General features: G+C 33.1%; 21 protein-coding genes. 19 read left to right on the top strand and 2 right to left on the bottom strand.

Features of this window, described 5'->3' with window-relative positions:
• Positions 1-128: 128 nt before the first annotated feature.
• From QZ136_RS10075 to QZ136_RS10000, 16 genes are all read left to right on the top strand, one after another.
• A complete protein-coding gene (locus QZ136_RS10075) occupies positions 129-1,532 on the top strand; it encodes a tetratricopeptide repeat protein (protein ID WP_291403052.1) in 1,404 nt (467 codons plus the stop codon).
• Positions 1,533-1,662: 130 nt separating this feature from the next.
• Positions 1,663-2,433: a phosphosulfolactate synthase gene (locus QZ136_RS10070; RefSeq protein ID WP_291403051.1), complete on the top strand. Its 771-nt coding sequence runs from the start codon at positions 1,663-1,665 to the stop codon at positions 2,431-2,433.
• 41 nt (positions 2,434-2,474) lie between these two features.
• Positions 2,475-3,254 carry a shikimate dehydrogenase gene (locus QZ136_RS10065; RefSeq protein ID WP_291403049.1) on the top strand — a complete coding sequence of 260 codons (780 nt, stop codon included), beginning with the start codon at positions 2,475-2,477 and terminating at the stop codon, positions 3,252-3,254.
• Positions 3,254-3,835: a gliding motility lipoprotein GldD gene (gldD, locus tag QZ136_RS10060; RefSeq protein ID WP_291403047.1), complete on the top strand. Its 582-nt coding sequence runs from the start codon at positions 3,254-3,256 to the stop codon at positions 3,833-3,835. The genes QZ136_RS10065 and gldD overlap by 1 nt, the downstream gene beginning before the upstream one ends.
• A 106-nt stretch (positions 3,836-3,941) precedes the next feature.
• On the top strand, positions 3,942-4,580 hold the full coding sequence (locus tag QZ136_RS10055) for an MBL fold metallo-hydrolase (RefSeq protein ID WP_291403044.1): 639 nt from the start codon (positions 3,942-3,944) through the stop codon (positions 4,578-4,580).
• Between the two features lie 31 nt (positions 4,581-4,611).
• Entirely contained in the window at positions 4,612-5,841 is a 1,230-nt protein-coding gene (locus tag QZ136_RS10050) for an FtsX-like permease family protein (protein WP_291403042.1), read from the top strand.
• Positions 5,842-6,159: 318 nt separating this feature from the next.
• Entirely contained in the window at positions 6,160-6,294 is a 135-nt protein-coding gene (locus tag QZ136_RS10045) for a hypothetical protein (protein ID WP_291403040.1), read from the top strand.
• 160 nt (positions 6,295-6,454) lie between these two features.
• Entirely contained in the window at positions 6,455-6,787 is a 333-nt protein-coding gene (locus QZ136_RS10040) for an arsenosugar biosynthesis-associated peroxidase-like protein (protein WP_291403038.1), read from the top strand.
• Complete coding sequence (gene arsS / locus QZ136_RS10035) at positions 6,787-7,830, top strand: arsenosugar biosynthesis radical SAM (seleno)protein ArsS (protein WP_291403036.1); 1,044 nt, start codon at positions 6,787-6,789, stop codon at positions 7,828-7,830. The genes QZ136_RS10040 and arsS overlap by 1 nt, the downstream gene beginning before the upstream one ends.
• Positions 7,831-7,856: 26 nt before the next feature.
• The gene (locus tag QZ136_RS10030; RefSeq protein WP_291403034.1) at positions 7,857-8,465 is read left to right on the top strand and encodes a TIGR04282 family arsenosugar biosynthesis glycosyltransferase; all 609 of its coding nucleotides are present in this window, start codon (positions 7,857-7,859) and stop codon (positions 8,463-8,465) included.
• A gap of 541 nt (positions 8,466-9,006) precedes the next feature.
• The gene (locus QZ136_RS10025) at positions 9,007-9,747 is read left to right on the top strand and encodes a DUF547 domain-containing protein (RefSeq protein ID WP_291403032.1); all 741 of its coding nucleotides are present in this window, start codon (positions 9,007-9,009) and stop codon (positions 9,745-9,747) included.
• A gap of 26 nt (positions 9,748-9,773) precedes the next feature.
• Positions 9,774-11,108 (top strand): FAD/NAD(P)-binding oxidoreductase, encoded by a 1,335-nt coding sequence (locus QZ136_RS10020; protein WP_291403030.1) that lies wholly within the window; start codon positions 9,774-9,776, stop codon positions 11,106-11,108.
• Positions 11,109-11,110: 2 nt separating this feature from the next.
• Entirely contained in the window at positions 11,111-12,493 is a 1,383-nt protein-coding gene (locus QZ136_RS10015) for a 4Fe-4S dicluster domain-containing protein (RefSeq protein ID WP_291403028.1), read from the top strand.
• Positions 12,494-12,509: 16 nt separating this feature from the next.
• Positions 12,510-13,991, top strand: coding sequence for a cellulose synthase family protein (locus tag QZ136_RS10010; protein ID WP_291403026.1), 1,482 nt, complete (start codon positions 12,510-12,512; stop codon positions 13,989-13,991).
• 3 nt (positions 13,992-13,994) lie between these two features.
• Complete coding sequence (gene arsM, locus QZ136_RS10005; protein ID WP_291403024.1) at positions 13,995-14,972, top strand: arsenosugar biosynthesis arsenite methyltransferase ArsM; 978 nt, start codon at positions 13,995-13,997, stop codon at positions 14,970-14,972.
• Between the two features lie 153 nt (positions 14,973-15,125).
• A complete protein-coding gene (locus QZ136_RS10000; RefSeq protein ID WP_291403022.1) occupies positions 15,126-15,485 on the top strand; it encodes a hypothetical protein in 360 nt (119 codons plus the stop codon).
• 204 nt (positions 15,486-15,689) lie between these two features.
• On the opposite strand, the gene QZ136_RS09995 is transcribed toward QZ136_RS10000, so the two are convergent.
• The gene (locus QZ136_RS09995) at positions 15,690-17,267 is read right to left on the bottom strand and encodes a DUF547 domain-containing protein (RefSeq protein WP_291403020.1); all 1,578 of its coding nucleotides are present in this window, start codon (positions 17,265-17,267) and stop codon (positions 15,690-15,692) included.
• A 94-nt stretch (positions 17,268-17,361) separates the two neighbouring features.
• Between QZ136_RS09995 and QZ136_RS09990 the strand changes: the two genes are divergently transcribed.
• The 3 genes from QZ136_RS09990 to QZ136_RS09980 are packed head-to-tail and all read left to right on the top strand — an operon-like array spanning position 17,362 to position 20,198.
• Positions 17,362-18,162, top strand: coding sequence for a hypothetical protein (locus QZ136_RS09990; RefSeq protein WP_291403018.1), 801 nt, complete (start codon positions 17,362-17,364; stop codon positions 18,160-18,162).
• Complete coding sequence (locus QZ136_RS09985) at positions 18,155-18,850, top strand: glycosyltransferase family 2 protein (RefSeq protein WP_291403016.1); 696 nt, start codon at positions 18,155-18,157, stop codon at positions 18,848-18,850. Before QZ136_RS09990 ends, QZ136_RS09985 begins: the two co-directional genes overlap by 8 nt.
• Positions 18,851-18,854: 4 nt before the next feature.
• Entirely contained in the window at positions 18,855-20,198 is a 1,344-nt protein-coding gene (locus QZ136_RS09980; RefSeq protein WP_291403014.1) for a hypothetical protein, read from the top strand.
• Here the strand turns inward: QZ136_RS09980 and QZ136_RS09975 are convergent.
• Positions 20,184-20,867, bottom strand: a complete 684-nt coding sequence (locus tag QZ136_RS09975; RefSeq protein WP_291403012.1) for a Crp/Fnr family transcriptional regulator — start codon at positions 20,865-20,867, stop codon at positions 20,184-20,186. The two genes, QZ136_RS09980 and QZ136_RS09975, sit on opposite strands and share 15 nt — an antisense overlap.
• Between the last annotated feature and the right edge of the window lie 252 nt (positions 20,868-21,119).

Below are 21,119 nucleotides of genomic sequence, written 5' to 3'. Positions count from 1 at the left end.
TACATTAGCTTGTGAGGATGTGGAAAAATAAAAGTGGAGAATTTATTCATTTACCTTAAATTAATAGATTGGAATTGCCAAGTTTTTATTTTTAGGCATAGGAGTATTTAAAGAGGAATAATTTTAGGATGGAAGAAGATTTCGAGTTTGGTTTTTCCGAAGATCCCAGATTTTCGGTAGAAAGATATGAAGAAATGATCCGTAATCAGGATCAATACTTTTTTGATGCGCAGGCATTTGAAAGTATCATTGACTATTATGTTGAAAAAAATGATCCGATAAAAGCGCTTCAGGTATCTGAATATGCGATTAATCAACATCCATTTGCCGCTGTATTTTCCATTAAGCAGGCACAGTTATATTTGGCTACCAATCAGTTTGATCAGGCATTTGAATCTTTAAATAAGGCTGAAATGTTGGAGCCATCTGATGCGGATATTTACACAATTAGGGGAAATATTTTCGAAGGCTTAGAGCGTAATCAGGATGCTTTAGATAATTATGAAAAGGCGCTTGATCTTGCAGAAAACACCGATGAAATATTACTTCATATCGCATATGTTTATCAAAGTATGGGTGATTATGAGAATGCGGTAATCTATTTAAAGCGATGTTTGGAGCAGAACATGGAAAATCAAGATGCACTTTATGAACTTGCATTTTGTTATGATGTGCTCGATAAGCAAGAAGAAAGCATAAAATTTTACGAGCAATACATTAATAATGAACCTTACTCCTATGCTGCATGGTATAATTTAGGAAATGCTTTCAATAAAATGGATTTGTATGAAAAGGCGATCGATGCCTATGACTATGCAATTCTAATAAAGGATAATTTTGCTTCGGCCTTTTTTAATAAGGGTAATGCCTTGGTAAATTTGGATCGTTATAGCGAGGCAATTGAGGTTTATAAACATACTTTTGAGTATGAACCGCCAAGTGGCGATACCTATACCGCTATTGGCGAGTGCTATGAAAAGCTTGAGCGAATGGATGAGGCTCGCTCATACTATAAAAAGGCTGTTAAACTTGATCCTACGCAATCGGATGCTTGGTTTGGAATTGGTGTAACTCTCGACTTTGAGGAGCGATATTTTGAATCTTTATATTTCTATAAGAAGGCTCTCGATCTTGATGATAAAAACGCTGATTATTGGTTTGCGATTGCGGATGCGCAATACAAACTCAAGCAATTGGATGAATCTGAGAAGGCATATGAAAAAGTGTTAGAACTTAATCCGGTAGATATTGAGGGTTGGCTTGATTATTCATCGATTTTATTTGAGCAAGAGAAACTAGATGAAGCGATTGAAATTATTTCTGAAGGAATAAAAAACAATCCGGACTCTGCCGAACTATATTACCGCATGGTAGCCTATCTTTTTGCAGCTCATCAGATTGAGGAAGCGCTTATTTATCTTGAAACAGCCTTAAACGCGGATCCTGATAAACACCATATCCTTTTTGAATATCTGCCTCAGCTTCATGAAAACAAGGTTATTATAGATATCATTAACCGTTATACTCGCTAAAATCCCCAAAAAATTATTAATTCCTATGTCTTAATTTTTTTTCGGAAATTTGCAAAAAATTTAAAAGGCCTTTTTTGATGTTAAATTGAACATTGGTCTTATAAAATATTCTAAAGCAATAGATTAAAAAATGAATTATACTTTAAAAAATATCCCTGATAGACTTCAAAAGCCGCGTGTTAACGGACTTACCATGGTAATGGATAAGGGACTTAGTGTTCGTCAGATAGAAGATTTCTTAGAAGTTGCGGGACCGCATACAGATATCGTTAAATTAGGTTGGGCTACTTCTTATGTAACTCCTAATCTTGAAAACAAATTAAAGGTATACAGTGATGCTCAGATTCCTGTTTATTTCGGGGGTACATTATTTGAAGCTTTTATCATTAGAAATCAGTTTGACGATTACCGTAGGATTTTAGATAAGTACGGTATGAAGTTTGCAGAAGTATCTGACGGATCAATTAGTATTCCTCACGATGAAAAGTGTGAGTATATCCGTAAGTTGAGTGAGCAGGTAACAGTTATTTCTGAGGTAGGATCAAAGGATGCGGCAAAGATTTTTGCACCATATAAGTGGATTAGCTTAATGAAAGCTGAAATTGAAGCAGGATCATGGAAAGTTATTGCTGAAGCGCGTGAAAGTGGTAATGTTGGACTTTACAGAGATTCGGGAGAGGTAAGACAGGGATTAGTTGATGAAATTTTAACTCAAATACCTGCTGAAACCATTATCTGGGAAGCTCCACAAAAAGCTCAACAGGTATGGTTTATTAAATTGATTGGAACTAATATTAACCTTGGTAATATTGCTCCTGCAGATGTAATTCCAGTTGAAACATTACGTTTGGGTTTAAGAAGTGATACTTTTGATCATTTCCTTGACATGGAAGCTAAATAGTTAATAATTCAATTGATAGGGCCTAATTTTATAGATTAAATATGAAAAAATACGGCTTGATTGGATATCCATTAACTCATTCTTTTTCAAAGAAATACTTTACAGAAAAATTCGTGAAGGAAGGCTTGGATAATTATGAGTACGAGCTTTACCCTTTGCCTAATCTTAGCGATTTACCTGAATTAATAAATGGTATTCCCGATTTGTGTGGCTTAAATGTAACCGTTCCTCATAAAATTGGGGTTATGTTTTATTTAGACAAGGTTGATCCTGCAGCCAAAGAGATTGATGCAGTAAATTGCATCAAGATTGTGAATAGACAGCCCGTAGAAGCGTTTTTTAGCGGAGAGTTATCATCCATGCAAATGAGCTTAGAAGGCTATAACACAGACGCTTATGCCTTTGAACAATCTCTAAAACCTCTTTTAAAAAAGCATCACCATAAAGCCTTAATTTTAGGTACAGGTGGTGCATCTAGAGCAGTAGCCTATGTGCTTAAAAAGTTAGGAATTTCATTTAAAAAAGTATCTAGAAGAGCAACAGGTAAGCAATTGACTTATAAAAAGCTTGATGCGGATATTCTTAGCGATTATACTCTAATCATCAATACAAGTCCGGTGGGTACTGCCCCCCATATTAACGAATGCCCAGAAATTCCATATGAATTTTTAACAAGTAAGCATTTGCTTTACGATTTGGTTTATAATCCGGTGGAGACCGAATTTCTTAAACGTGCTAAGGCTAAGGGTGCTGCTATTAAAAATGGTTTAGAGATGTTGCATTTACAGGCCGAAAAATCCTGGGAAATTTGGAATAGCTAATGAATTGGAAATCATTAATCGGCCTTTTTGTTATTTCTATTTTAATTTCTTCGTGTGGAAGTGATTATTCGCCAAAGCCACGGGCTTATTTTAAGATTGATCTTCCGAAAAAAAAATATCAGAACTATAGTAGTAATTGTCCCTTTAGTTTCGAATTTCCAGTTTATGCAAGTGTTATTCCTGATAAAAACAAGGATGCCAAACCCTGCTGGATGGATGTATATTACCCACAGTTTAACGGACGAGTACATTTGAGTTATCAATCATTCAGCACTAGAAAACAATTTGATTCTTTAGTGGAAGATGCTAGAACTTTTGCCTTTAAACATACGGTAAAAGCTACTGCTATTGATGAAGCCATGATTTCCTATCCAGAAAAAAGGGTTTATGGCATTTATTATTCCATTGATGGAAACACTGCCTCTTCAGTTCAGTTTTTCTTGACCGATAGTACCAATAATTATCTACGAGGTGCTTTATATTTTAATGAGCAGCCTCGACTTGATTCCATTCAGCCTGTGCTTGATTTCATTAAAAAAGATATTGATCACATGATAAAAACCTTCAAATGGCAAAAATAATGAAGGTTTTAAATAGTCATTTTATTTCTGCGACTTCAGGTTTAATACTTATAATTAATTGTTTTATATACTAGTTCTGTTTCTAAAGAAATGAGTAAATTAACTTATGATCCAAATAAAGTCATTCGCATTTAATCCTTATCAGGAAAACACATATATTCTTTTTGATGAAACCTTAGAATGTGTCATCATTGATCCCGGAATGTATACTGGAGATGAGCAAAATGAATTTTTGAAATTCATTTCCGACAATAAGTTAAAACCTGTTTTACTTCTTAATACACATTGTCATATTGATCATGTTTTAGGGAATAAATTTGTGTTTGATACCTATGGTTTATTGCCTCAATTCCATCAGGGTGAAGAAATCGTCTTAAATGCAGTAGTTTCTTATGCGCCACAAATGGGAATTCGCTATGAAGTTTCGCCATTGCCTGAGGTTTATTTGCCTGAGAGTGGGACAATCAAGTTTGGTAGTTCTGAGCTTGAGATCATTTTTGCACCTGGACATTCGCCAGCGCATGTATGTTTTTATTGCCAGAAAGATGGCTTTTTAATAGGAGGAGATGTGCTTTTTTACCGAAGCATTGGCCGTACCGATTTGCCAGGTGGGAATCATGAACTTTTGATTAAAAATATACGCGAGAAATTATTTTCGCTACCTAATGATTGTCGTGTTTATCCGGGTCACGGACCAGCCACTAGTATTGGATTTGAAAAGCAGCACAATCCTTTTTTGAAATAATATAATTTATTGTAAATCAATTATTTATAAATTGAATACATCCTACTATATCGCCAAAAGGTATCTTTTTTCGAAAAAATCGGTCAATGCGATCAATTTTATTTCGGGGATTTCCATGCTTGGTGTTTTTGTAGGCAGCGCCGCTTTAATTATCATTTTATCGGTATTTAATGGATTTGAAACCATTGTACTTTCTATGTACAATACGTTTAGTCCCGATCTACGCATCGAAACCCTAAAAGGCAAGACTTTTGATCCTAGTACAAGTCCTTTTTTAATTTTGAAGGAAGATCCTCGGACCATCAGTTATACTGAAGTATTGCAAGAAAAAGCTTTGGTTAGGTATGGCGAATCGCAGTCGATTGCCACTATAAAAGGCGTTAGTGATGGGTTTTTACAGAATAGATCAGCGCTTGATTCGGCAATTTCGAGTGGTAGTTTTACGATCCATCATTCTGGTCAGGATATGGCTGTTATTGGCTATGCTCTCCAAAATTTTTTATCAGTAACCCTCGATAATGAATTTCAAAGTTTGGAGGTATTTTCTCCCCGCAAGGGTGCTTCCAATTCCTTAAATCCCGCCGATGAATTCAATATCCGCTCGATTTATCCAGCAGGTGTATTTCTGGCTCAGCAGGAATTTGATAATACGATGATTGTGCCTATCCGCTTTGCGCGAGAATTAATGGGTGAGAATAAGCTAGTTTCAAATATTGAGATAAATGTCCGAAAGGGAGTTAAAATTGATGAATTCCAAGAAGATATGGAGAAATTGCTGGGTAAGGATTTTATAGTCAAAAATCGCAGTCAGCAGAATGAATTACTCTATAAAATCTTGAATTCAGAAAAATGGGCAATCTTCCTCATTTTAACCTTTGTACTGATTATTGCTATTTTCAATATTATTGGATCTTTGACCATGTTGGTGATTGATAAACGCAAGGATATTGCTATTTTAACGAGCCTTGGGGCTGATAAATCCCTTATTCGGGGCATTTTCTTTATCGAAGGAATGATGATCTCTATGCTTGGTTGTATTGTAGGAATGGCCGTGGGATTGATTTTTATCCTACTGCAACAGAAATTCGGTTTTATTAGCATGGGCGGTGCAAATATGATGATTGATACCTACCCTGTTGCGATTAAGTTTTTTGATTTTGTTCTTGTTTTCGGTACTGTTTTAACGGTTTCTATTATTGCATCGGCTATTTCTTCCAGACTCAGTGTTAAGAATATTGGGAATTTGAGGGAGGATTTGTAGGAAAATTAAGCACATGAAATCTCGCAAGGGCGAGGCGCTTAGATGATGCTTTCTGTTTATTTTGCTGGTATTATTTGATCTAAAATTGTTTAGACTTAGTTTATATTAATCTAATTTTTAAAAAATTAGGCTCTCGACAAGGTGCAGAGTAATGGAGGGAAGAAAATTGGGAAATTGGTTGTAACGGTGCCAACACCGAGCAGAGGAGCGATATTTAGTACTTAGTATTTAGTACAGAGTATTTAGAAATGAGTGGATTAGAACATTTGATTTTAAAAAACTAAGGAGAGTTTTAGAAATATAATTATTAAGAAATTGATGAAAGGCAAGCCCTTCATGAACCTTAATGTGCCATTCAGTGTTACAAGCTGGTCTATTGTTTATAATTACCATGTAGATATTGTATTAGTTTTAGGCATTTTCAAGGATGCTCTTCTGCATTTAAGGCCTTGATTTCTTAATGTCTATTTATCAAAAACAATCTATATTATTAGCCTAATTAATGAAACCAGAAGTTTTTATCGTAAAAATTTATTAGAGTGTATATGAATTGTCTTCATCAAGACAATTAAACAAGGCTTTATTACTTATTTTTGTTTAAATAAAAAAATGTATGAAAACCTATTATAATCCTGAAGATCTTAAAAAGTTCGGTAATATTTCTGAGTTTGAGCCAAATTTGTCAAAGAAATTCTTTGATTATTATGGTGAAGTGTTTAAAGACGGGGCTTTAACAGCACGAGAAAAATCATTAATAGCTCTTGCAGTAGCTCATGCGGTTCAATGTCCTTATTGTATTGATGCTTATACTCAAGATACAATGGAAAAAGGCTGTGATGAAAAACAACTTATGGAGGCTGTTCATGTGGCTGCCGCAATTAAGGGTGGAGCTGCTTTGGTTCATGGAGTACAGATGATGAATAAATACAAAGAACTATCCATGTAATGATTACAAAATCCTTATTAGCACTAAAGCATAATTTATCGACTTCTGAAAATCAAATTAAATTTTTAGGGAGTTCAAAATTAACTATGTTTTCAGAAAAACTTGAACAACAAAATTTATTTCCTTTAACAACAAATAAATTAGAAATATTTCAGGTTAATCTTGGTAAAATGTGTAATCAGGTTTGCAAGCACTGTCATGTGGATGCTGGTCCTGATAGAAAGGAAATAATGACAAGAGACACCATGCAACTATGCTTGGATGCTATTGCTAAATCAGGTGCTCATACAGTTGATCTAACTGGTGGTGCTCCAGAGATGAACCCTGATTTTAGGTGGTTTGTTGAAGAACTTAGCAAACTGAATAAAAATATTATTGTCCGCTGCAACCTAACCATCATACTTGCAAATAAAAAATACAATGATTTACCTGAGTTTTTTAAAGCTCATAAAATAGAGGTTGTTTCTTCCTTGCCCTATTTTACGGCTTCCAAAACAGATTCGCAAAGAGGGGATGGTGTTTTTGAAAAATCAATTTTGGCATTAGCCATGTTAAATGAAGTTGGATATGGATTAGAAGGCAGTGAATTAAAACTAAACCTTGTTTATAATCCTTCAGGAGCATTTCTTCCACCCGATCAAATGGCATTAGAAAAAGAATTTAAGGGGAAATTAAAAAGTTTATACAATATCAGCTTCAATAAGCTTTATGCGATTACCAATTTACCAGTAAGCAGATTTTTAGAATATCTTGTACGAAGTGAAAATTATGATAATTACATGGAGAAATTAGTTAATGCATATAATCCAATTGCTGCAGAAAATGTAATGTGCAGGAATACGCTTTCTGTTAGTTGGGATGGATTTATTTACGATTGTGATTTTAATCAAATGCTTGAAATGAGAATTGATGTAGAAAATAAATTTCAGCACCTATCCAATTTTGATCTTAATACAGTAAACAAAAGAAATATTAAAACAAATCAGCATTGTTACGGATGTACTGCTGGCGCAGGATCAAGCTGTTCTGGTAATGTAGCTTAATTTATATGCTGAGTGATACTTTATTAATGATCTTTATTAAAAATCCTGAGCTTGGTAAAGTAAAAACAAGGCTGGCTAAGTCTATTGGTCATGAAAAAGCCTTAAATGTTTATCATTTGTTATTAGATCACACCCTAAAAATTACCAGTGCAATAAAAATAGATAAGGCAGTTTTCTATTCGGATTATATCAACGAGAATGATATTTGGAGAGAAGGTGAGTTTAAAAAATTATTACAAAAGGGAGAAGATTTAGGAGAAAAGATGTCAAATGCATTTATAGATGCCTTTAAAATGGGTTATAAAAGAGTTGTTATTATTGGTAGCGACTGTTTTGAATTAAATGAAGGTATACTCAATAATGCATTTAAAATATTAGAAGAAAACGAAGTGGTTATTGGTCCTGCGAATGATGGAGGATATTACTTATTGGGTTTACAAAAATACCATAAACAGTTTTTTGAGAACAAAACCTGGAGTACTGAAACTGTTCTGTTAGAAACCTTGCATGATCTTTCAAATTTGAACCTCAGCTTTAAACTTTTGCCTGCACTATCTGATATTGATGAAGAAAAGGATTTAAATAATTATCCAACTATTTTGAACAATGAAAATAAGTGTAGTAAAACCTTTTAGCAAGGAGATTGAAAATGGTGACAATGTTACTGATTGATTGTTGAAACAATTAAAATTTAGATGTGTCGTGGGTAAGACATTTTTTTCGTGTAAGGAATGATAACTTGGTAACGATTTATATATACTTTAAAAATTCTTTTATTTCTTTATTTTCCTTGCTTTTTCAATTGTATCAAGTGATAAATTTAAGGGTTTAACAAGATTTTTTGGAAGTTGAATCACAGATTTTAATAATTGTTAGTTTGGGCAAGAAATACCTTGGGGATTGTTTTTTTGACTTAGTTAATAATTTTTAGGCAAAGGACTAATTAGCGACGAATTAATTAAGTTTATCAATAATAATGGGTGCTGACATAACTATTATGTTGGCTATTAAAATAATAAAGCTGATTTCAGGAGTGCAGCTTTGATTGGTTCAATTGTTGGAATAGGAATAGCATCAGGATTTATAATATAAAAAACATAATTCTATTGTAGGGTCTTATTTTAACTTTGTTCGCAATTTTTGGTTAATATTTTTAATCTTAAAATAAAATAATAAATGAAAAATATAATAATTTTCTTTTTAGTTCTATTTAGTATTGATTCTACTGCACAACCTAAAGTGCCCTCACATGAACTATGGAATACGCTTTTGAAAAAGAATGTTTCAAGTATTGGTAAAGTGAATTATAAAGGATTTGTTACCGATTCAGTTAAATTAAATACCTATTTAAAACTACTTTCTGGGTATAGGCCTAATGAAAAGACTTGGACTGCAAGTGAACAAAAAACTTTTTGGATTAATGCCTACAATGCTTTTACAGTTAAACTCATCGTTGATAACTATCCTGTAAAGAGTATTAATGAAGTAGTTACTAAAATGAAAATCACTACCAAAACAAGTCCTTGGGATATTAAATTTATTAAAATCGGCAATATCAGCTATTCGTTAAATAATATTGAACATGAAAAATTAAGAAAAGCATTTGGTGATGCTCGATTTCATTTTGTGCTGGTTTGTGCGGCAAAATCTTGCCCTATATTATTAAATGAGGCTTATACAGCTGATAAATTGGAGATGCAATTAGAAAAACAAACAAAACTTTTTCTGAATGATAATGTGAAAAACAATATTTCCTCCAATGCACTTAAAATTTCAAAAATATTTGAGTGGTATGCTGATGATTTTAAATCAAATAAATCTAGTTTAATTGACTTTATAAATAAGTATGTTGCTGTTAAAATTAATCCCAAAGCAAGTATCTCTTATTTAGAATACAGTTGGGATTTGAATCAATAATTATTTTGTAAAGATTTTATAAAAGAGTGATACATCAACTGACTAAAAACTGTAATAATTCAAAATCTATTGTCATTATTGGCAATGGGGTGGCTGGAATTACCTGTGCCAGAAATATCCGAAAAGGATGTAATGCACCAATCACTGTAATTTCTGCAGAAACAGATCATCATTTTTCTCGTACAGCATTGATGTATATTTACATGGGGCACATGCGATATGAAGACACCAAACCTTATGAAGACAGTTTTTGGAAGAAAAGCAGAATAAATTTATTAAACAGATTTGTTACTCATATTGATTCTGCTAAAAAGCAAATCAGCTTTTCCAATGGTGAGAATTTAAATTATGAGATTTTAGTTTTGGCTCTTGGTTCTAAGCCAAACAAATTTGGATGGCCAGGACAAGATTTAAAAGGCGTGCAAGGTTTGTATAGCTACCAAGACCTTCAGTTAATTGTAGAGAACACAAAGCAGGTAAAACATGCAGTAGTTGTTGGTGGTGGCCTGATTGGTGTAGAAATGGCTGAAATGCTTAAATCGAGAAATATTTCTGTCACCTTTTTGGTTAGAGAAAAGAATTTTTGGAATATAGTTTTACCTGCTGAAGAAGCTAAAATAATCGAGAATCATATCCATGAACACGATGTTGATTTAAGGCTTGATACAGAATTAAAAGAAATTATTTCTGATGAAAAAGGCAGAGTAAAAGCTATAGTTACATCGAAAGGGGATGTTATTAATTGCGAATTTGTTGGATTAACCGTGGGTGTTAGTCCCAATATTGATTTTGTTAAAGGCTCTGAAATTAATACTGATAGAGGTATTTTAGTTGATGAGTACTTCGAAACAAACATAAAAGATATTTATGCAATTGGAGATTGTGCGCAGTTTATTAATCCAATAAATGGCAGAAGACCTATAGAACAAGTTTGGTACACAGGCAGAATGCATGGGGAAACACTGGCTCATGCAATTGCTACATGTGAAAAAACAGTTTATAATCCCGGACATTGGTTCAATTCAGCCAAATTCTTCGATATTGAATATCAAACTTATGGAGATGTGCCTTCAAAGCTTCCAGAAAACTTATCTTCATTTTATTGGGAGCACGCTAGGGGGCAAATTTGTTTGAGAATCGTTTTTGAAAAGTCTAGTCAAAAGTTTGTTGGCTTAAATGTTTTTGGTATTCGTATGCGACATGTCATTTTGGATAAATGGCTAACTGAAGGACGTACCATTGAATATGTCATTGAAAATTTATCATCAGCTAATTTTGACCCTGAATTTTTTGAAAAACATGAAAAAGAAATCAGGAATACCTTTAATAGAAATCAATTTAACATTACTAAAGGAATTTAAAAATGAAAAACGAATCTATTTCCATTTCAAATCCTGACAAAGGGAAATTAAATAGTACTGAAAAATTCTCAGTGGCTTTAATTGCTATTGGTTTATTGATATTAGTACTTTCTTCCTTCAATGTTAAGTTAAATAATAACGTATATCTTCCAATTTCACTGAGTTCACTTTTGGTAGGCATGGTTATTTTTGCTCGTCAAAAGTATCTAAACGACTTGCCAGGTATAAAGAATAATGGTGTCTGGTTTAGTTCATTAAGTTCTCGAGGTATAATTGGTTGGACAGTAGGCATTATTCTCACCAGCTTTTATGTAATTATTTATTGGTTTCCATCATTATTAGGTTTAGGCGAAAATGGTAATGCCAACACTGGTTTAGTAGCATTGTTTGATCCATTAAGTTTGGCATTAAACGGGAAAGTGGCAAGTCAGTGGTTTGTGTACGGTACACTTTATACCTTGTGTATTACAGGCTTGGGTTATAAGTTTATTTTGAAATATCGTCATAATCGATATCAAATTATCAGAACAATTGTAGTTATCATTTCACAATTCTTTCTGGCCTATTTGATTCCCGAAATCATGGAAGGTTTAAATAGTGATCAAGCTTATTTTGCTAAAGATGTTAAAAATATGTGGCCATTGAATTATTACTTCTTTGATAGTTGGCATATCGATAACATGAAAAATGGTGGTACCATGGGCATGATTTATCTGGTTTGGGGAATTGTTTTATTCTTATTTGTGACTCCTATAATCACTTATTTTGTAGGTAAGCGTTGGTATTGTTCTTTTGTATGTGGTTGTGGAGGCTTGGCAGAAACTGCAGGAGATTCATTTAGGCATTTATCTTCTAAAAAAGTGTCGGCTTGGAAATTTGAGCGTTATTCTATTCATGCTATATTGGTTTTTGTTTTTATCATGACAGGTGCTGTATTGTACAATTATTTTACGAATACAAGTACCATTTTCGGATTAGATACTTATACTTGGCTTCGTCAGCCTTATGGCTTTTTGATAGGTGCTGCATTTTCGGGTGTTATTGGAGTAGGTTTTTACCCAATGTTAGGTTCAAGGGTTTGGTGTCGTTTTGGCTGCCCACTAGCTGCCTATATGGGGATATTCCAACGTTTTAAATCGAAATTTAGAATCACTACCAATGGCGGACAATGTATTTCTTGCGGTAATTGTTCCAACTCATGCGAAATGGGTATTGATGTAAGAGCATATGCACAAAAGGGCGAAAATATTGTTCGTGCAAGTTGCGTAGGCTGTGGAATTTGCTCGGCAGTATGCCCTAGAGGTGTATTAAAGCTTGAAAATGCTGATGAAGAAAACAGAATCAATAGTAATCCGATTTCAATTGGGAATAATAGTATAAAATAGAGGCTTATAAATGACGATGAAGATTTTGATGATAGTAGTGCTCGTTATTTATTCCATTGCACTATTATTTATATTTGCATACAGTATTACCCAAGCTACTCTTATTTATAGGTATTTAAAGAATAAAAGAAGAAAAAATTTAAATGAGAAGGACTTAACCTACTACCCACTTGTTACAGTCCAGTTGCCTATTTATAATGAATTATATGTTGTAGAACGATTAATTGATACTATTTGCCAATTTGATTATCCTAAAGAAAAATTGCAGATTCAGGTATTAGATGATTCTACCGATGAAACTTTTGACATCGTAAAAGCAAAAGTAGAAGTTTGGAAAAGTAAAGGAATTAACATTGAACATGTTCATCGTAGCAATCGCATTGGTTATAAGGCTGGAGCTTTGGAGGCTGGTTTAGAAAGGGCTACTGGAGAATATATTGCAATTTTTGATTCAGATTTTTTGCCTCATTCAGATTTTCTAATACAAACCGTTCCGTATTTTATCAATGCTAAAGTAGGTATGATACAAACACGATGGGGCCATTTAAATCGAAACTATTCCATCCTTACAAAACTACAAGCATTTGGGTTAGATGCACATTTTAGGGTAGAACAAGTAGGTCGAAATTTTCATGATGGTTTTATCAACTTTAATGGTACAGCGGGTATTTGGCGTAAGTCATGTATTATTGATGCAGGAAATTGGCAACCTGATACCTTAACTGAAGATTTGGATTTGAGCTACCGAGCACAGTTAAAAGATTGGAAGTTTCTTTATTTAGAAGATATTGAATCGCCTGCCGAATTGCCTCCAGTAATGAGTGCGCTTAAAACTCAGCAATACCGCTGGACAAAAGGTGGTGCAGAAACAGCGAGAAAGCATTTAAAATCAGTTTTTTCCAGCAGTAAATCATTGGGTGTAAAATGGCATGGAATGATACACTTATTAAATAGTGCTATCTTCCTGAGTATTTTCGTAAGTGCAATTTTGAGTATTCCATTGTTGCATATCAAAATTGCTTTGCCCGAGTTTAAAAATTTCTTTTATATCGCTTCTCTTTTTGGATTTAGCTTTTTTATTTTGCTCACTATGTTTTTTGTTTCCTCAGCAATGAGGTTCAAAAACACATTATCTGCGATTTTAAATTTGATTGTTACTTTCCCTTTATTTTTGACGGTTTCTATGGGACTTTCTTTGCATAATAGTATTGCCGTACTGGAAGGATACTTAGGCAAAAAAACACCTTTTGTTAGAACGCCAAAATTCAATTTGAATAAAAATCAACAAAATTTGCTTAGGAATAAATACCTATTACCACATTTAAGCTTGGTTAATATACTTGAATTGACATTAGCTTTTTATTTTGCTTATGGTATAATAAAAGGTTTTCAATCCCAAGATTATGGATTATTACCTTTTCATTTTATGCTCACATTAGGCTATTTAACCGTTTTCTTTTATTCTCTGAAAGAAAGTTTTACTTCACCTAGAACATAACATATGTCTATAGAATCATACCTTCAAACAACGAAAGATGTTTATAAGCAAGCTGCTCTTACGCCCGATGTTGGCTTATGCTGTACCACAACACCAATATGGCAACTGCCAGGATTAAGTATACCTGTTATTATGCAACAGATGAACTATGGCTGTGGTAGCACTGTTAATCCCCGGGACTTAGTAAATGAACCTACAATTTTATATGTGGGCGTTGGTGGTGGCATGGAGCTTTTACAATTCTCTTATTTTAACAGAACTAAAGGTGGTGTAATTGGGATTGATGTGGTGGATGAAATGCTGCAGGCATCAAGAGATAATTTTAAAATTGCTGAGAATGAAAATCCTTGGTTTAAATCAGACTTTGTTACCTTAAAAAAAGGCGATGCACTTAATTTGCCGGTAGAAGATAACAGTGTTGATGTTGCTGCTCAAAATTGTTTGTTTAATATTTTTAAAGTGGATGATTTAAAGAAGGCCTTAGCAGAGATGTATCGTGTTTTAAAACCTAGAGGCAGATTGGTATTGTCTGATCCAACTTGCGAGACTGCAATGCCTGAAAATTTAAAAAACGATGAACGTTTACGTGCTCTGTGCTTAAGCGGTGCAATGCCTTTAAAAGATTATATTAAAATGATTACGGATGTTGGTTTTGGCACAGTTGAAATACGTGCTAAAAGACCATATCGTATTTTAGATCCTAAAAATTATGACACAAATGATATAATTTTTATTGAAAGTGTTGAAGTGTGTGCAATTAAAGATCCAATGCCAGAAGATGGACCTTGCGTATTTACAGGCAAAACCGCGATTTTTTATGGCAATGAAGCTTTCTTTGATGATAAAAAAGGACATACTCTTCTAAAAAATCAACCTTTGGCTGTGTGCGATAAAACAGCCAATGCTTTAAATTCCATTAATCGAGCAGATATTTTCATCTCAGAATCAACCTACTTTTATGACGGTGGGGGATGTTGTTAATACGCTATTTATCAAGCTTTTATACAAATCTATATCTTAAATAGATGGAATGATGCGACTGGAACTGAAATTGAGCATGGTGCTGTAGAATGAGAGAAGGAATTAATGGTAACAGAGGATAGACCGAAATGAGACATAAATATTAATGCAATAATGCAAGATCAAGTTCTATTCGTATACAATGCCAAAAGTGATCTATGGAATAAGGCATTTGATTTTATGCATAAAATCATTTCGCCGCAAACATACAATTGCAATTTATGTGCTTTAACTTTTGATAATTTTTCCGAACGTAAAGAATGGACTGAATTTAGAAGTTCGTTAAGTATTGATTTTAAGTTTTTATACTCAGATAATTTCGAAAATGAATTCCCCAGGGAAAAGACAAGTTATCCTGTGGTGTATTTAAAGTCAAACAATGGGATAAAAAAGCTGATAAGTAGCAATGAAATAAATACTATTGGAAACATACAAGGGTTTATGCAACTTATTAAAGACAGGTTGCATGTTTAATTCACTATGGCATCTGACGATCATGAAATGTAAAGAATTAAACATTTCTTTGTATCCTTTATTATCGTTTAGATAATTTCAAGCCCTGTTTTGGAATTAATTTTTGGAGAAGGATCTTTTTTGCACGCATATAAAAACAGTGTAATTCATAGAATTAGTATTTTTTTGAACCTTTTCAGATCCCTTGTATTTAGAAAAATTAATTTATAAATGAATAAACCTTAAACCAAAATTATAGGTAGATCCAGCACCCTGATTTCTTCCCATTGTAAATTTGGTGTAAGAGCTTTCAATTTCTAGTTTCCCCTTAATGATTTGGTACTTTGTACCTAATCCTTGCTGACTAAACCAAGACGCTATTCCATTTTCTCCATAATTTGGCCAATACCCTTGTTGTGCGTACAATGTAAATCTATCTGTAGGGAAATAACTTACAAAAATATCTAGTGGTGAACTTAAGCTTGTTCTATTTGCTACAGACTTTTTCTTTATATATACCCATGGCGACAAAGAAAAAAACAGTTGAATTTTTTTGCCAATTGGCTGATCATAAAAAACCTGTGTTATTGATATATAGCTGTCCTGGCTTAAAAAGGGTCTTCCATTAGATAATCCTTCTTGGTCTTTAGCTGTAGGAATTAAAAATGTACTTTGAATTGATAAACGACTTAGGTGCTTAAAAGGCTGAAATTTAACCTTAGGTCCTATACCCGAAAGTGCAGTACGTGCATTAGTATTATTTTGGAATAACAATGTTGAAAGTGGTGAACTATTTATATTATCAATCCGCACTGATTTTATCCAAAAATCAAATCCAACATTAAATCGAGAATTTATTCCAAATAAAACTTGATTGATAGATGATAAATAAGTCCCACGGTTATTATATTTTACTTTGTTTCCTTCATTATCAAAACCCTCTGTTTGGCTATACAAATTATTAAAGTGCTTATATTCCCATTGACCTTTGCTATATAGCACAGAGGGAGTAAATTCTTGTGTACTAAGTTTCTTGTTAGCAGTTTGTTCAGATGGATCGTAAGGTTGAGTGTCACTTTCATTTACTACGGATTTAATGTCGTTAATCCTCCAACTATACGTGTAATAATCCATAGATGACTTTTCATCTATAGGAGTATTTTTGTACTTATTTATAAACTGGATAATACTTTTATTTTCTTTCAAAAAATCTTCTTTGTACCACTTAAAAATTTCAGAAACTAATACACGTTTGGCATCCACCCGAATAAATTCAGCATTATTCAAGGCCAGCTTTGTTTGTTGGGTCATTTGCTCATCAAGTTTGTTAGCATCATATGCAAAATCTGTGATCGGGGGGCATCCTAGAGCTCCACAAACCAATACAAAATGCACCCGAGGGTCATTATATTCCTTTCTAATAATCTTGTTTTCAAGATCATTTAAGCTTAGTTTATCGCCTTTATATGCTAAAATATTTTTATCAAAAAAACCAGTAATTTCTTGAGGTGAAGAAATGGGATAGTTATCAGCTAACAATTTTATGGTACCCAAATTATAATAATTAATGAGCATAGCCTTCCTTTCGTTATTGTCTTCAAGTTTAATTTGTTGATATAAGTTAAGCAGCTCATTTAATTCGGAAATATTATTTTTTACAAGCGAATAATCAACCAATCCAGATTTGACAGATTTTTTTAAAAACTCATCCGTTTTTGTGGTTAAGTGATCAATTGACTGTGCCGATGTTGCCTTAATGGAAAATAGAAATGCCGCTAAAAAGTATATCTTCAGTTTTAACATGTTTTTATTGTTTTCTTCAAAAATAATGTTTGTGTTCTCAATCAAATGTCGGGGTTAAGACAAACTAAAAGAATTTAACTTTTTATATTTGAAAATGATCAAAATTTCTTTTTGGTATATTTTTTTTCTTTTCCTGCTAGTTGCTTGTTCAGAAACTAGAATGGAGTACAATAATTCATTCTCTACAAGCAAAAAAAGCCCGATAAATAGTTTTGTGCCAGAATATTTAGCTATCATACCGAAAATTAATCTGCCATTTAATTCCTACAATAAACATAATTTTGAAAATTATGTAATTGATGGGGTAGTTGATTCAGTAAATTTGAAGCAAGGTTATTGGGAGATTAAAGATGTTAAACACAATTTGACTTATAAAGGCACATTTGTGAACGATTTGCTTGAGGGTTGGTGGCAAGTTTTATCTGGAACTACATTAATTTGTGCCGGTAATTATGAGCAGAATAAAAAACAAGGTTATTGGGGCTATTTACAAATAGGTCAGAAAAGAAGCTCAAAATACGTTAACTATAGGAATGATACACTTTCAGGTCTGGCCAGAGAATTTACCTCAGATAGTATTTTGATTTCAGACGGTAATTATACAAAGGGGCTTAAAAAGGGCTACTGGAAGTTTTATTACCAAGATGGCACATTAAAAGAACAAGGCAATTATAATGATAACGATAGAAGCGGATGGTGGGAAAGTTATGACGAAAACGGAAAAATACGTCATGAAGCCAGTTATTTGCGAGATAAAATTTCTGGTTATGTGAAAAAGTATCTAAATGGAATTATTTCAGAAGAGGGCAAACAGTATAATGGAAGAAAATGGGGTACTTGGAAGTATTATGATTCAAGTGGAAACCTGCTAAAGATTGAAGAATTTGATGATTAATAAGCAAAACATAGTTGTTATTATTCCTGCTTTCAATGAAGAAAATTCGGTAGGAAAGGTAATAGCCGATATTCCCAAAGACATAGTAAATGAAGTTATTGTAGTGAACAATAATTCCAATGATTTAACAAGCCTAAATGCTTTTAATGCAGGGGCTACAGTGGTAGACGAACCCAATCAAGGCTATGGTAACGCATGTTTAAAAGGCCTTGCTTATCTTAAAGAGCTAAAGAATAAACCTGATATCGTTATTTTTCTTGATGCCGATTATTCTGATTATCCTGAAGAAATAGCACAACTGATAGCTCCTATTTTAAACCAAGATTATGATATGGTTATAGGTTCAAGGGCTTTAGGAAACAGAGAAATCGGATCAATGATGCCCCAGCAAATTTTCGGGAACTGGCTGGCAACGACATTATTAAACTTTTTTTACAAAGTTAATTATACTGATCTGGGCCCATTTAGGGCTATAAAATACGATAAGCTTCTGGAGATTGATATGGTTGATAGGAATTATGGGTGGACTGTTGAAATGCAATTAAAAGCCGCAAAACTGAAGTTCAAAACAATGGAAGTCCCTGTGAAATACAGAGTGCGTATTGGGCATTCTAAAGTAAGTGGAACTATTAAAGGTACCATTGGAGCTGGCTATAAAATCATTACTACGATCTTTAAGTATTTGTAAATTAATGTTTAATTTTAATAAAAGCGTATTTAGTTCGGAAAACATAATCCTGAGTATAGGCGTGTTCATCTCTGTGATTTGTTATTTGCTATTAGGATACTATACGGAGCGAACTGAAAGTATTCAATTGTTTGCCGGAATTGCCTTGCTTTTTTCTTTCTATTTATTTGTTGTTTTCAAGCCCAGTTTATCTGATAGGAATTTTAATTTTATCTTAATATCCTCTTTTTTATTTAGAGCCATATTCATTCTGGCTGTTCCCGCACTTTCTGATGATTACTTTCGATTTATTTGGGATGGTCGTTTGATTGAAGAAGGTATCAATCCTTTTTTGTATTTGCCTGATGAAGTTCAAAAGCAATCTTTACTTGTTGGTGAAATGAATAATGCGCTTTATCTTAAAATGAATTCTCCCAATTATTATTCTGTATATCCGCCTGTACTACATTTTATTTTTTTTATTGCCTCAAAGCTATCATTATCAAGTAATTATGGAGCCATAATTATTTTACGAATAGTAATTTTACTGGCTGAAATTGGCAGCTATTTTTTTCTCACAAAAATTATTGCTTTTTTAAAATTACCCAAAAACAGAATTCTTATCTATTTATTAAATCCATTGGTAATTGTTGAAATCAGTGGTAATCTGCATTTTGAAGGTGTAATGTTATTTTTTGTTGTTGCTTCCTTTTATTTTTTATTAATAAATAACATTATTTTTTCTTCAATCTTATTTTCTTTGGCAGTAAGCACAAAGCTCCTTCCTTTAGTTTTATTGCCATTAATCATTAAAAAGCTTGGCTTAAAAAAAGGTTTTATTTATTCTTTGCTTGTTCTGCTGCTAAGCTCTGTTTTGTTCTTGCCGTTTATAAATCAAGAACTAATAAGCAATATTGGAAATAGTGTAGGATTGTATTTTCAGAAATTTGAATTTAATGCAAGCATTTATTATTTAGCAAGATGGATAGGATTTCAGATTTCAGGTTATAATGAAATTGCAATAATTGGCAAACTACTTCCTATCATATCTTTTGCGCTAATTATGTACATCTCACTCAAATCTAAACTCAAGCAAAGCGATAAAATATTTTTTGAGAGTGCTCTAACAATACTCTTTGTATATTATCTGTTTTCCTTAATAATACATCCATGGTACTTAACTTTTTTGGTATTAATCAGTGTGTTTTCAAACCATCGATTCGCGCTCATATGGTCCTTACTGATTTTCTTAACTTATCTAACCTATGCCTCAGTACCTTTTATGGAAAACGCTTGGGTACTATTACTTGAATATGGCTTAGTAATTACTTGGTATTTAAGTGAGAAGAATAAATTAAAACTTGCTTAGGTCTTTAACTACTATTTTCGACCTGCCATAAGTTATTAGATTCATTTTTTCAAGATTATTAAGAACTGTTGTTACAGTCTGCCTGCTGGTAGCAGTGAGTTTCCCAATGTCTTGGTGAGTAAGATTAAGTTTTAATTCAATTTCACCATTGCTGTTTTTTTGACCTTCATCTATCACAAGATCTTTAATAAATGACTTTACTCTCTCATCTGATTGCTTAAAAATGAGTGATTCAAAACGGGATTGTATTCTTTTTAAGCGAAATCCAATTATTTTAGTAATTCTAAAACCAAATGATGGATCATTCTCCATTAATTCTTGAATAAGCTCAGAAAACATGTTGCATAAAATAGTATCTTCAGTGGCTTCGGCAAATTCATCCCTTTTTAATCCCTTTTCTGTAATAGCGGACTCACCAAATATTTCTCCTGGACCTAAAATGGCAATTATAATCTCCTTACCTTCTTCCGAAATTCTTGAAATTTTAACTTTGCCTTGTTTAATTAAGTAAACAGAATTAGAACTTTCATCAGGAAAATATATAATGCACTTTTTGGATGCTTCAGTCATTTTTGTTGAAGAGTTTAATCTCATGAGCTCTCGAGTAGGGAGGGTTTTCATAAGGTCAAAATTCTCAAAATACCATAGTTTAGTTTTGTCTTGACTCATATTATAAATGTATTTAAAAAATTTTATGAGGTATATCTTATATCAAAAAATTTTATGTTGTAAATTTTGCTAAGGCGAGGGGTGATACCGCCTCGCTATTAGATTGCACCCTTTCAGGGCCGGGTGTTTGACTTTTATGAGCTTTTATGAGCGAGGGGCGATACCGCCTCGTTATTAAGTTGCGCCCTTTCAGGGCTGGGTGTTTGACTTTTATGAGCTTTTATGAGCGAGGGGCGATACCGCCTCGTTATT

Origin of the sequence: Daejeonella sp., assembly GCF_017495225.1 — a bacterium.
GTDB lineage: Bacteria > Bacteroidota > Bacteroidia > Sphingobacteriales > Sphingobacteriaceae > Daejeonella.
Note: the sequence above shows the minus strand (reverse complement) of the source record. Positions and strands in the feature narration are given on the sequence as shown.

What these genes read in the sequence shown, in the direction of transcription:
- QZ136_RS10040 (WP_291403038.1), top strand. Translation starts at nt 6,455, where the DNA reads ATGAAAACCTATTATAATCCTGAAGATCTTAAAAAGTTCGGTAATATT.
- QZ136_RS09990 (WP_291403018.1), top strand. Translation starts at nt 17,362, where the DNA reads ATGATCAAAATTTCTTTTTGGTATATTTTTTTTCTTTTCCTGCTAGTT.
- QZ136_RS09985 (WP_291403016.1), top strand. Translation starts at nt 18,155, where the DNA reads ATGATTAATAAGCAAAACATAGTTGTTATTATTCCTGCTTTCAATGAA.
- QZ136_RS10065 (WP_291403049.1), top strand. Translation starts at nt 2,475, where the DNA reads ATGAAAAAATACGGCTTGATTGGATATCCATTAACTCATTCTTTTTCA.
- QZ136_RS10045 (WP_291403040.1), top strand. Translation starts at nt 6,160, where the DNA reads ATGAAAGGCAAGCCCTTCATGAACCTTAATGTGCCATTCAGTGTTACA.
- QZ136_RS09995 (WP_291403020.1), bottom strand. Translation starts at nt 17,267, where the DNA reads ATGTTAAAACTGAAGATATACTTTTTAGCGGCATTTCTATTTTCCATT.
- gldD (WP_291403047.1), top strand. Translation starts at nt 3,254, where the DNA reads ATGAATTGGAAATCATTAATCGGCCTTTTTGTTATTTCTATTTTAATT.
- arsS (WP_291403036.1), top strand. Translation starts at nt 6,787, where the DNA reads ATGATTACAAAATCCTTATTAGCACTAAAGCATAATTTATCGACTTCT.
- QZ136_RS10030 (WP_291403034.1), top strand. Translation starts at nt 7,857, where the DNA reads ATGATCTTTATTAAAAATCCTGAGCTTGGTAAAGTAAAAACAAGGCTG.
- QZ136_RS10070 (WP_291403051.1), top strand. Translation starts at nt 1,663, where the DNA reads ATGAATTATACTTTAAAAAATATCCCTGATAGACTTCAAAAGCCGCGT.
- QZ136_RS10055 (WP_291403044.1), top strand. Translation starts at nt 3,942, where the DNA reads ATGATCCAAATAAAGTCATTCGCATTTAATCCTTATCAGGAAAACACA.
- QZ136_RS10010 (WP_291403026.1), top strand. Translation starts at nt 12,510, where the DNA reads ATGAAGATTTTGATGATAGTAGTGCTCGTTATTTATTCCATTGCACTA.
- arsM (WP_291403024.1), top strand. Translation starts at nt 13,995, where the DNA reads ATGTCTATAGAATCATACCTTCAAACAACGAAAGATGTTTATAAGCAA.
- QZ136_RS10015 (WP_291403028.1), top strand. Translation starts at nt 11,111, where the DNA reads ATGAAAAACGAATCTATTTCCATTTCAAATCCTGACAAAGGGAAATTA.
- QZ136_RS09975 (WP_291403012.1), bottom strand. Translation starts at nt 20,867, where the DNA reads ATGAGTCAAGACAAAACTAAACTATGGTATTTTGAGAATTTTGACCTT.
- QZ136_RS10075 (WP_291403052.1), top strand. Translation starts at nt 129, where the DNA reads ATGGAAGAAGATTTCGAGTTTGGTTTTTCCGAAGATCCCAGATTTTCG.
- QZ136_RS10025 (WP_291403032.1), top strand. Translation starts at nt 9,007, where the DNA reads ATGAAAAATATAATAATTTTCTTTTTAGTTCTATTTAGTATTGATTCT.
- QZ136_RS10000 (WP_291403022.1), top strand. Translation starts at nt 15,126, where the DNA reads ATGCAAGATCAAGTTCTATTCGTATACAATGCCAAAAGTGATCTATGG.
- QZ136_RS09980 (WP_291403014.1), top strand. Translation starts at nt 18,855, where the DNA reads ATGTTTAATTTTAATAAAAGCGTATTTAGTTCGGAAAACATAATCCTG.